We start from the raw sequence: 11,164 nt of genomic DNA on the forward strand, positions 1-11,164 counted from the left end.
GTACGTGCCCTGGACCGCCGACCAACCCGCGCCGGCGCCGGGACGGGTGCCGGCGCAGCGGCGGCCACCTGGTCGCCCTGGACGCCGTGACCGCGACCGCGCCGACCAGGTCGCGCCGCGCACCCTGGCGACGCTGCGGCCGCCGGTGGAGCTGCCCGGCGCCGAGCTACCCGCTGGGTTCGCCGGCGACGGTGTCGGCTACGTGGTGCCCCTCCCTGCCACCGACGCTCAGGGTGCGGCAGCCGGGGAACTGGACCGGTGGCTACGCGAGCACGGGTTCCCGATCGGCATGGTGCCGTTCCCGGTGCGGCTGGTCGTCAACGGCACCGGCGTGGCCGTCCAGTGCCGCACCGGTGGGCCCGGAACCCCGCGGGTCTGGAGATACGCGGGTCGACTGCGCTACCTGGACGACCGGCTGGTCGATTCCCTGTGTGCGGATGTCATCGTGGGCTCGGCTGTGCGTGAGCTGATCGGTGAGGCCGCCCCGTCCCGGGACCTGTCGACCGCCTAACTGGAGGCACCGATGCACCCCCACACAACCACAGCCCTCGCGGAACGGCCCTCGCCGGAGCTGGACCTGTTCGCGGCCGCCATGCGGTCGGTGCTGCGTACCCGCCACGACTCCCCCGGCACCGGCCCGGAAGCCCTCGAGGAGCACACCCTCGTTGGGGGGTTCGTGTGGCGGTGGACGACCGACGCCGGGACGTGGCGGGTGACCGCTGGTGAGGTGGCGGACCCGCGGCCGCTGCTGCACGGCCCGGGTGGGGTGTGGAGGGTCGACGCCCGACCGGAGGACGCGACCGAGTTGGTACTGGTGCTGCTGCGCGCCGCCGGCGCGCTCCCCACCGAAGACCTGCCCCTGGCGCCGGTCCACACGATCAACGTCCGCCCGGGCGGGGCGACGATCGGCGGCCGACACTTCACCGTGCCGGTGCATCAGGAGCCGCGGCGGGCGGTGCTGCTCACGCTGAGCGACCCGGCGCCGATGCTGCCGGAAGGGTACGTGGCGGTGCGGGCGACGGCGGACGAGCCGGACGAGCAGGGCCGGTGGGACGTGGTGATGCCCGACGGGTACCACCACCACACGTACGACCCGGCGGCCCGGTGCCTGGTGCCCTACCAGACCAGCGACGACGGAACCGAGTTGCTGCTGTTCGAGCCGGGCCAGCAGCCGCACCTCGGGTACCCGTCGGTGTGCTCACCGGCCGATCTCGTTCCGAATGTGAGCCGGGCCGTCGCGTAGAACCTGCCCAAGAATGTCGTACCTGCGGGCTATGGTCCTGGGTAGAGGGAAACGAGCGTTACTGCTGCGTACGGCCCGCCATCCTGCCGGGGATGGTGGGCCGTACGCATTTCCGGACAGCCGTGCCGTCAGGTTGCTTTACATCTCGAACGCTTGGCCGTAAAGTTGCTTTACGTCCCGAGCTGAGAGGGTGACCCCATGGCGCTCACCACCATCACCAGATCCTGCGGCCACCCGGAGCAGGTGCAGATCCACGGCAGCAACACCCACGGCCAACGAGACCGCAGAGCCCAGCGACTCGCCAGCGAGCCCTGCGCCAAGTGCCAGAGCACCGGCCGCGCCGAACTGAACGCCCGCGCCGCCGACGTCGCCGAGCACGCAGGCTGGCCGCAACTCACGGGCAGCGCCCGCCAGGTCGGCTGGGCGCAGACGATCCGTGTCGACATGCTCACCGCGCTGGCCGACACGCTCGCCGCCACCGCACCCGCCAGCGTGGTCGGGCAGGTCACCAGCCTCTACACCGCCGTCCTGCTGCGGCAGACCGACGCCCCGTGGTGGATCGCCAACAAGGCCCGCGACGGCGCCCGGCTGGCTGCCCGCCTGATGACCGACGCCGACCGGGCCGAGCTGGCCGCCCTGCGCGAGATCAGCGACGAACGCACCCAGGACACGGCCACGACAGAGCAACCCACCGGCGACGCGGTCACCGCCCAACTGAGGGCCGACATCGCACGCCGCGACCGCGGTTATGCCCGAGAGACGGCACTCAAGCACGCCGGACAGCGCGCCGCCGAGGCGCGGCTGGCCCGAGCGACGGCAATCGCCGAGATCGGCCGGCTCCTGCGCGAAGACCAGGACGACAACAACGAGGTGGGCATCGTCCGCGCGGAACACCTGACCGGGCTGAGTCGGCCCACCCTCACGGACGCTCGCGACGACACGGAAGCGTGGGCCGAGGTGGTCAAGCTGGCCGAAGGCACCCTGGCCGGCTACGACGACGACGAGGCCGCGCTGCACGCCCGGCTGCCGTACCTCGCCGGCCTGGACGCCGCCGCCTCGTACCTCTACAGGCTCCACGAAGACCGGCACATCGCCCAGCACGGGTTCAGCCCCATGGACGATCTGCGACTAGACGAGCCCGTGCCGGGCGCCGATGAGTTGGCCGCCGCGTATCGGCAGGCCGTACGGCGCATCGCCGGCCGCGAGGACTGAAACCGAACGACGTTCGGCCTGTCAGATCACGGCGGAAATATTATTCCGCCCCCGGTCGTACACTCGTTCGGAACGCACGGCACGCGGAAGCCGAGCACCCCGACCAGTTGCCACGTCGCAACCGGTGGAGCACTCGCGGCACCGCCTGTCCGGCTGTGCGTGTCCCCCGGTGGCGTCGCAGGCAGCAGCCATCCCGGGCCGCCCCCCGGTTGTCCACAGAGCCCGGCCACCGTTGGCCCGGTACCCGGCCAGCTCTGGCCTGGTGCCAAGCCAACGTTGACCGGGCGCCCGGCCAACTCTGGCCGGGCAGCACTGACCGGGAGACAACCATGACCCAGCAGACCCCCACCCCGTCCGGTGACCTGGACCCGTCGGTCGACCCGGGCGGCTACCTCGCCGACCTGCTCGCCCGCTACTTCAGGCCCGGCCTGGTCGACAGCCTCGCCCGCACCTGGGTACCCGTCGGTATCGGTGCCGTCCTGACCTGGGTCAACGCCCACTACGACATCTCCCTGCCGGACCGCGCATCGTCCACCCTGGTCATCGTGACGACCGGCGTGACGATCGCCGGGTACTACTTCGCCTCTCGGCTGATCGAGCGTCGCTTCCCCCGCTTGGGTCGCTGGCTGCTCGCCCTGGGCCTGACCAAGGCCCGCCCGACCTACGCGCAGCCGGCTGCCGCCGCGCAGGTCGAGGCCGCCGCTGCCACCACCCCCGGGCAACGCTGACCAGGGGCGCACCCGTCCCGTCCCCGGCGGGGGCCAGTGGCCGGGACGGGTGCGCTCCCTTACACCGCGGTGGTGACCACGGCCTCACATGAAAGATCCACACACCCCGCACCCGCCGCCGATTCGCTTCCGATAGGACATGGTGCGCGCGGCAAACCCACCAGTGACCTGCCGAAACTAGAGGGGATGGGGCTCCCTCCGGTTGCGCGTACACGCGTTCAGACGCCCACCCGGGCGTCGCTGGGATAGGGGGATTCCATTCCATGCGTCCACACCTCGCCAGGCCCGATGCGTGACGACGACGCCCCGACCGGCATCTGTCAGGTCGGTGGCCACCCGCACGACACCGTCGCCGCCCTGTGCACCCACCACCTCGACGCCGCCCGCGCGCACCTCGCCGAGCTGCCCCGCCTGGTGCGGTCCCTGAGTCACCTCCTGGTGCCCGGCCCCGCCATCCCCGGGGAGAAGGTGTCGACCACCCGGGTCGGATCGCCGACGCCGGCGCGCCTCGACGTCCTCACCCTCGTCGGCCCCGGCTGCACCGAGATCCGCCGCGACCGCCGGTCCCTGGCACCCCAGGTGCGCCGCTGGTCCACCGTGGAGACCGTCACCGTGTCCGTCGCCCGCGGCCGCGGCCGCCCACCGGAGCAGGAACGTCGACAGATCCGGGTGTGGCACCGCGAACTGGTCGTCGACTACGCCGGGCGGCCGCTGCTCGTCGCCGACGACGACCAGGTGGGTGTGGTCCCGCCGGCGGAGTGGGCAGACCTGTGGGTACGCCGGTGGCGGCACAACCTGGGCCACCCGGTGCCGGAACGCGGCCGCGTCGGCGGGTGGGGCCGCCGGTGGCGCAAGCAAGGCGACCCGAAGGCCGGCACCCGCCCGGGTGGCGCCCCGGTGGCGTTGCCCGCCCTGGACCGGGTCGCCCAGGAACGCGCCGCGCAGCTCGCCCAGGTCGCCGAGAGCGCCGACGCGCGCCTGGCCGACGCCGCGGCCCGTGAGGCGCTCCTGATGCGCCACGGGCAGCCGCTGGTGCTCCCCGCCGTCGCCGCGTACCTCACGCTGAAAGCCACCTACCGGGCCGCACGCGACCGGGTCGGCGCCGCGGTGCTCGGCATCGGTGGTGACGGGCCCACCGCCCAGGCCCGCGCCGGCGCCGCGGTCACCGGGCAACGCGTCGACCGGCAACCGACCGACGTCGTCGCCGCCCAGTGGGCGCTGCGCTACGGCGGGGCGACGACCGCGGCGCACGTCGAGGTCGACGCCGCGTACCTCGCCGAGTGGCTGCCGTACGCCGCTGCCCGCGACAACCCCGACGACGTCGGAGTCGGCGAGTTCTGCGTCGAGCTGCGCGCCCTGGTCGCCGAGCTGGAGCACACCCTCGGGGAGACCCGCGATGATCACTGGCTGGGCCGCTGCCCGAACCTGCTGGTCGACGGCGACGGCGAGACCACCGGACGGGTGTGCGGGTACGGACTCTGGCAGGACCCGTACCGCTCCCGCGTCGAGTGCCCCCGCTGCCACGCCGCCTGGTCCGAACACGAGTGGCTGCGCCTGGCCGCGCAGATCCGCGCCAAGTGGCCGATCGACCAGCGGCGCCTCTACACCCTCGGGGACCGGGTCGCCGCCGAGCGGCACACCGAGCGGCTGCCCCAGTGCCGCGGCTGCGAACGGACCATGGCCGTCGAGTGGCGGGAGATCCGCGGCCGCGGGTACCGGGAGTCCATGTACCGACCGGTCGGGTGGGCGTGCCCCGGCGGGTGCATCGCTGGCGGAACGCAGGTAGCGGCATGACGCCTACCGAGCTGCACACCGCGGTGCTCGCCGCGCTCGCCGACGCCGAGGCGCCGCTCGGGCAGGCCGACGCGTCACCGGGCCCGTGGTTGGTGGGCTACATGCCGGGGCCGTTCGTCAAGGCCACCATCCTCAGCAGCCCCGCCGATGGGGAGTGCCGGGCCGTCGCCTACGACGTGCGGTTCCACGACGCGCACCTGGTCGTCGGGTTGGTCAACACCGCGGCCGCCGCGTACGCCGGCGCCCGCCGCACCCTCGAGCGCCACGAACCCAGCCACGACGGGCCCGACGTGGTCTGCCTCAACGGCTGCTACAGCGGCGACGCCCCGCTCTGGCCGTGCCCCGACTACCGGGATGCGGCCGCGGTGATCCCTCACCTGCCGAAGGAGGCAGCCGATGCGCTCGCACGATGACCTGACGGCGGTGCCACCCGAGGTCGCCGCGGCGATGCGGCCGCTGCACTCGGGCAGCCCGTGGGAGTACGGCGTGGTCGACCAGGAGGGGCGGCACTGGCGGTACGCCCCGTGGCGCGGGTGGCAGCTCGAGGGTCCTGCCCCGGACTACAGGCGACGCTCCGGCCAGCTCTACATCTCCACCGCGCTGCGACGGGCGCAGCGTCGCACCCACCGGGCGCAGGTCCGCACCCGGCTGCTCCGGTGGGCCGCCGGCCCCGGGCTGTTCCTCGCCGCGCTGCTGGTCCTCGCCGCCCTGGTCGACATGACTGCGGTGTGGGCCATGTTCGGGATCGTGCTCGCCGCGGTGGTGCTCGGCCTGGCCTGGGCGGTGGGCCGAGCATGACCGACCTGGGCGACCTACTCGCAACCCACCCTGTCCGCCCCACCCCCGAGCAGGAGAACGTCATGACCGACCGTCACCCCCGTGGAGTCGAGCAGCGCCGCGCACTCGGCCGTCAACTCCGCGCGCACCGCCAGGCGTCCGACCTGACCCTCCGCCAGGTCAAAGACCACGTCGGCACCGGGAAACCGCAGATGCAGGCGCTGGAGACCGGCACCCAGGACGTCCTGCTTGGCACCGCGATCGACATCGCCGCGGTGTACGGGCTGCACCTCGTCCTGGCCGGCGACCACCACCTGCCGCTGCTCAACCTGTCCTCTGCCGAGGTCGCCACCCTGCTCACCGCGGCGCTCACCGCGCTGCCCGACGGCGACGTACGTGACCGGCTGGTCGCCGCGCTGCAGGGCACACCGGAGTCCGCGTGACGATGGCCGTGGCGACCGCACTGGCGGAGATCGACGCCGCCGCCCTGCACATGGCCCGCACGTACGGGGGCAAGACCGACCCGGTCACCCTCAAGCGGTGGGCGGGCCGGATCCGGCTGTGGGCCCACCGGTACCCCCAGGAGATCACCGACCACGGGCGGGTGGGCCGCCGCGGTCAGTACGACCTGGAGGAGTTGCAGCGCGTCGCCGATCGGGTGCTCGGCGAGCCCGACGCAGCCGGTCTTTGACGGGACTGATCATCGTGTGTAACACTTCCCGCCAGCGGGCGACGTGTCCCCAGAGCCTCCGGGCCGGGAGCGTCGCCTTTGGTGTGTCCGGGCCCAGGTCGGCCCTTCTGCCCCCGCTTGCCCGCCCCGCGATCGTTCCACGATGCCGCTGGCGAGTCGCGCCCCACAGGGCCGGTGAGTGGGTCCGCGTAGTGAGTAGCCGCCCGGCAAACCGAGGTGCCGGGCGGCTACTCGCTGCGCCCATGAACGCGGCGCCGGGCCCCGTCCGCGCGGGGACCGGCGCCGTGGCCAGCGCGATCCAGGACGTGACCAGATGAGCGCCAAGCGCCGCATGCGCACGACCGAGTTGGCCGCTGCGGCCGCCGCCATGCCCGAGCACAAGTGCGGCCACTACGGCAACCTCAACAAGGCCGGGAACCTGTGCGGCCAGAACGTCGTGACCGGCACCAAGCACTGCCGGCACCACGCCGGTCGGCCACTCGAGGAGCAACGCGCCCGCGGTGCGCTCAACGTCGAGCTGTCCAAGTGGACGTTGGACGGGCACGACGGGCAGGATCTCGACCCGCGTACCGAGATCCTCCGGCTGATCGCTTTCTGGAAGTGGAAGGCGAACCTGTACGGCACCCTGCTCAGGGACGCGTACGAGGCCGCCGAGCGGTTGCAGCGCGCTGCCCGGGCCGAGGAGATCGTGCTCGCTAAGCCGGAGTGGGACGACAACCCGGACGACCCGGACGGTGGGCCGCTCCCGGAGCACCCGGCGCTGCAGACCGCGCGCCAGGATCTCGAGCGGATCTTCGCCCAGGGTGGCGTCACGGCGTTCGTGGGCCACAAGTACGACGTCGACCGCAACAGCAGGGTGTTCGCGGTCGATGAGGGCATCCGGGCGCTGGTGCAGCTCGAGAAGCAGGCCCACGAGCTACTCGGGAAGTTCTGCTCGCTCGCTGTCCAGGCGAAGATCGCCGACGCGCGGATCAAGTTGGCCGAGCAAGTCGGGCTGATGATCCAAATGGTCATAATGGGGGTGCTGCGAGACCTGGACGTCCGCGCCACCGACCAGCGCGTCCAGGAGTTGATCGTGTCGCACATGGACCTGGTGGCCACCACCGCCGGCCCGGCCATCGCTGCCTGACTGGTGGTGACCGATGACGATGGTCGACTACGCCGCGGCGTGGCAGCAGGCCCGGCAGGGGTTCGCCCCGAAGCCGCAGCGGTGGGCGTCGCCCGGGGAGATGGCCCAGGCCCTCGACCCGAAGACGATCCAGACGCCGGCGCTCGACCAGATCGACGAGGCCCTGGTCGACGTCGCGCATGGCCGCGAGACCCGGTTGATGATCTCGATGCCGCCGCAGGAGGGCAAGAGCCAGCGCACGTCGCGTCGGTTCCCGGTGTGGATGCTGGCCCGCAACCCGGACCTGCGGATCTCCATCGTGAGCTACGCGCATCGGATGGCCCGCCGGTGGGGCAAGACCATCCGCGACGACGTCGCCCGTCACGGGCACGTCCTGGGCATCCACGTCGACCCGAACGCCGCGGCGAACGAGTGGACACTGACCGGGCAAATCGGAGGAATCTACACAGTAGGGATCACCGGCGCGCTCACTGGCCAACCGGTCGATCTATTGATCATCGACGATCCCTACCGGGACATGAAGCAGGCCGAGTCGGAAGCCTGGCGCGAAGTCGTCGAGGACTTCTGGGAGACCGTCGCGGTCCCCCGGCTCGGCCCCGGCGTCGCCGTAGTCATCATCCAGACCCGCTGGCGCGACGACGACCTCACCGGCTGGCTGCAGAAGCGCGAAGACGGCGTCAAGTGGCGAGTCCTGAACATCCCCGCCCAGGCCGACCACGACCCCAACAAGGGGCAGACCGACCCGCTCGACCGGAAACCCGGCGAGTACATGGTCTCCGCCCGGGGCCGCACCGCCGCCGACTGGGAAGCCAAGAAACGCGAGGTTGGCATCCGGTCCTGGACGGCCCTGTACCAGGGCCGCCCCGCCCCGGCCGCCGGCAACATCTTCCAGGATGGCTGGTGGCGGTACTACGAGCAGCCGCAGTGGACCGCGCTCGGCAACGGCGTGCACGTCCCCGTCGGGTTCGACCAGGTCATCATCTCGGTCGACTGCTCGTTCAAGGACACCGACAGCTCGGACTACGTGTGCATGCAGGTCTGGGGCCGCCGCGGTAACCAGGCGTACCTCCTCGACCAGGTGCACGACCGGCTGTCGTTCGTCGACACCCTGATGCGGTTCCGGATGCTCGCCGCGAAGTGGCCCGCAGCGCTACTCAAGTTGATCGAGGACAAGGCCAACGGCACCGCCGTGATCAACATGCTGCGCAACCAAATCCCCGGCATCGTGCCCATCGAGCCCACCAAATCGAAGGTGGAGCGCGCGTACGCGGTGTCCCCGTACGTCGAGGCCCGCCAGGTGTGGCTGCCGGCGCCCGAGATGGCGCCGTGGGTCGAGGGGTTCACCGAGGAAGCCAAGACGTTCCCGAAGGCCGCCAACGATGACCGGGTCGACACGTTCACCCAGGCGCTCGACCGGCTGCTACTCAACCCGCTGCTGGTCGAGGACCAGATTATCGAGGACGACGAGGACGGCGACCCCGAGGGGTCGATCTCCCCCTACTGACCGCGAAGGGGGAGACGATGTCAGCACCGACGAGGCCACGCAGCCGGCGCGGGATGCCCGGTGGCGCACCGGCGAGCTGGGACACCCGAGAAGCCGCGCTACGCACCGAGCTGGTCACTGCGCAGAACAACATCGGACTGCTGGCCATGCGGCTCGAGGAAGCCACCGCCGGCACCAACCCGTTCACCGGCACCCAGGAAGCCGTCGCTGACCTCGAGCGGGCGATCACTGGCGACCCGGGGTGGCGACGGTTCACCACCATCGGGCAGCAGGAGTTCACCGCCGAGGGCATGGTGCAGCTCCGCGCGGTATGCCGGCTCATGTCGCTGGCCAACCCGCTGATCAAACGCGGTCTGAACCTGCGGTCGTACTACGTGTGGGGGCAGGGCTGCGAGATCACGGCCCGCGCCAACGGCAAGGCCAAGACCGACGGCGCCGGGAAAGAGCAGGACGTCCAGAGCGTCATCAAGGCGTTCATCGACGACCCGGGCAACCAGAGCGCCCTGTTCTCCGCTCAGGCGCGCGATGAGCTGGAGCACTCGCTCGGCACCGACGGAGAGGTGTACGTCGCGCTGTTCACCCGCCCGCAGTCGGGGTGGGTGCAGGCCCGAACGATCCTGGCCGACGAGATCCACGAGGTCATCAGCGACCCGGACGACGCGGCTACCCCCTGGTACTACCGGCGCGTCTGGACCCGCAACACACACAACGCCCAGGGTCGCCTCGAGCAGACCACCGAGGAGCTGCTGTACCCCGACGTCGACTACAAGCCGGCCAGCAAGCCGGGCATGTTCGGCGGGGTGAAAGTTCGCTGGGACGCCCCGGTCATCGCGGTGCAGGCGAACCGGCCGCGCGGGTGGCAGCGAGGCATCCCCGACGCGTACGCCTCGGTCAACTGGGCCCGCGCGTACAAAGAGTTCCTCGAGCAGTGGTCTTCGTTGATGCGGTCGCTGGCCCGGTTCGCCTGGAAGCTGACCGCAGAGGGCCGTAACAAGCCCCAGGCCAAGGCAGCGCTCGCCGCGGCGGGCGCCGGGAACACCAGCACCACCCCCGGGGAGCGCAACGACGTCGGCGGGGTGGCCGTCACCCCGGTCGGCGGGAACCTCGAAGCGATCCCGAAGACCGGCGCCGTCATCGACGCCGAATCCGGGCGGCCGCTGGCCATGATGGTCGCCGCAGGCCTGGATATCCCCGTCACCATGCTCCTCGCCGACCCCGGACAGACCGGGGCCCGCGCGACCGCCGAGACGCTGGACTGGCCGACGGAGCTGGCCATGATGGCCCGCCGGTCGCTGTGGACGGCGTTTCAGAAGCGACTGGTGCAGCACGTCATCACCGAGGCCGTCCGGGCATCTCAGGGCCCATTGAAGGGCACGGTGAAGCGGGACAAGGTCACCGGCCGCGAGGTCGTGCAGCTCGACGGCGACACCGACACCACGGTGGACGTCGACTGGCCGGACCTGGACGAGACCGACCCCAAGGCCGTCATCGACGCCGTGGTTGCCGCCGCGGCCACCAGCACGCTGCCGCCGGAGCTGATCCTGCGGCTGCTGTTGCAGGCCCTCGGTGTACGGGAGGCCGAGACGCTGCTCAGCGAGATGACCGACGACCAGGGCAACTTCAAGTGGCCACAGACACCACCGCTCGGTGGGGCCGGGCAGCAGGCCGCAGACCTGGCCCGCGCCGGTGGTGACCCCGCCACAGCCGGACCCGGACCGATGGGCCCCGACGGGCAACCGGCCGCACCAGTCGCACCGCCCCTGGGGGTGGGCACCGAGGCCGCAGCCCGGCAAGCCGACGCCGACTTCGGGCTGTTCGGTGGCCGCGGTGCCGACGACCAGGCCGACACCACCGCCGGCCCTGACCCGCAGCCGGAAGGCCCGGGCGCTGTCCCCAGCGGTGTGTTCGACCCGGCGTTCTTCCGGCTCGCCGGCGACAGGCCGCCGCCCGACGACGAAGAAGCCCCGACCGAGTAGCGACGCCGCCCCGCCGCGGCTGACACAGGAAAGGGGCTGGTCAGCCATGGCAGTCAAGAAGACCAAATGGAATCCCTCGCTGCACCCGCGCGACGCCCGCGGCCGGTTCA

The 11,164-nt window shown here is 71.8% G+C and carries 12 protein-coding genes; all 12 read left to right on the plus strand.

What is annotated here, in order from left to right; genetic code table 11:
- The coding region (locus AB0A95_RS30455) for a hypothetical protein (protein ID WP_357559173.1) at nucleotides 1-511 on the plus strand (511 nt) is incomplete at its 5' end.
- A gap of 12 nt (nucleotides 512-523) precedes the next feature.
- Nucleotides 524-1,243 carry a hypothetical protein gene (locus AB0A95_RS30460; protein ID WP_357559174.1) on the plus strand — a complete coding sequence of 240 codons (720 nt, stop codon included), beginning with the start codon at nucleotides 524-526 and terminating at the stop codon, nucleotides 1,241-1,243.
- 198 nt (nucleotides 1,244-1,441) lie between these two features.
- Nucleotides 1,442-2,455 (plus strand): hypothetical protein, encoded by a 1,014-nt coding sequence (locus AB0A95_RS30465; protein WP_357559175.1) that lies wholly within the window; start codon nucleotides 1,442-1,444, stop codon nucleotides 2,453-2,455.
- A 329-nt stretch (nucleotides 2,456-2,784) separates the two neighbouring features.
- On the plus strand, nucleotides 2,785-3,183 hold the full coding sequence (locus tag AB0A95_RS30470) for a hypothetical protein (RefSeq protein WP_357559176.1): 399 nt from the start codon (nucleotides 2,785-2,787) through the stop codon (nucleotides 3,181-3,183).
- Nucleotides 3,184-3,471: 288 nt separating this feature from the next.
- Nucleotides 3,472-4,977, plus strand: a complete 1,506-nt coding sequence (locus tag AB0A95_RS30475) for a hypothetical protein (protein ID WP_357559177.1) — start codon at nucleotides 3,472-3,474, stop codon at nucleotides 4,975-4,977.
- Nucleotides 4,974-5,390 (plus strand): hypothetical protein, encoded by a 417-nt coding sequence (locus AB0A95_RS30480; protein WP_357559178.1) that lies wholly within the window; start codon nucleotides 4,974-4,976, stop codon nucleotides 5,388-5,390. The genes AB0A95_RS30475 and AB0A95_RS30480 overlap by 4 nt, the downstream gene beginning before the upstream one ends.
- A complete protein-coding gene (locus AB0A95_RS30485; protein ID WP_357559179.1) occupies nucleotides 5,374-5,775 on the plus strand; it encodes a hypothetical protein in 402 nt (133 codons plus the stop codon). The genes AB0A95_RS30480 and AB0A95_RS30485 overlap by 17 nt, the downstream gene beginning before the upstream one ends.
- 62 nt (nucleotides 5,776-5,837) lie before the next feature.
- Nucleotides 5,838-6,197 (plus strand): helix-turn-helix transcriptional regulator, encoded by a 360-nt coding sequence (locus tag AB0A95_RS30490; RefSeq protein ID WP_357559180.1) that lies wholly within the window; start codon nucleotides 5,838-5,840, stop codon nucleotides 6,195-6,197.
- Nucleotides 6,194-6,445: a hypothetical protein gene (locus AB0A95_RS30495; RefSeq protein ID WP_357559181.1), complete on the plus strand. Its 252-nt coding sequence runs from the start codon at nucleotides 6,194-6,196 to the stop codon at nucleotides 6,443-6,445. Before AB0A95_RS30490 ends, AB0A95_RS30495 begins: the two co-directional genes overlap by 4 nt.
- Nucleotides 6,446-6,758: 313 nt before the next feature.
- Entirely contained in the window at nucleotides 6,759-7,574 is an 816-nt protein-coding gene (locus AB0A95_RS30500) for a hypothetical protein (RefSeq protein ID WP_357559182.1), read from the plus strand.
- A 13-nt stretch (nucleotides 7,575-7,587) separates the two neighbouring features.
- A complete protein-coding gene (gene terL / locus AB0A95_RS30505; RefSeq protein ID WP_357559183.1) occupies nucleotides 7,588-9,078 on the plus strand; it encodes a phage terminase large subunit in 1,491 nt (496 codons plus the stop codon).
- Nucleotides 9,079-9,095: 17 nt separating this feature from the next.
- Nucleotides 9,096-11,054 (plus strand): hypothetical protein, encoded by a 1,959-nt coding sequence (locus tag AB0A95_RS30510; protein ID WP_357559184.1) that lies wholly within the window; start codon nucleotides 9,096-9,098, stop codon nucleotides 11,052-11,054.
- The last annotated feature ends 110 nt before the right edge of the window (nucleotides 11,055-11,164 follow it).

Source organism: Micromonospora sp. NPDC049230 (genome assembly GCF_040647875.1).
GTDB lineage: Bacteria > Actinomycetota > Actinomycetes > Mycobacteriales > Micromonosporaceae > Micromonospora.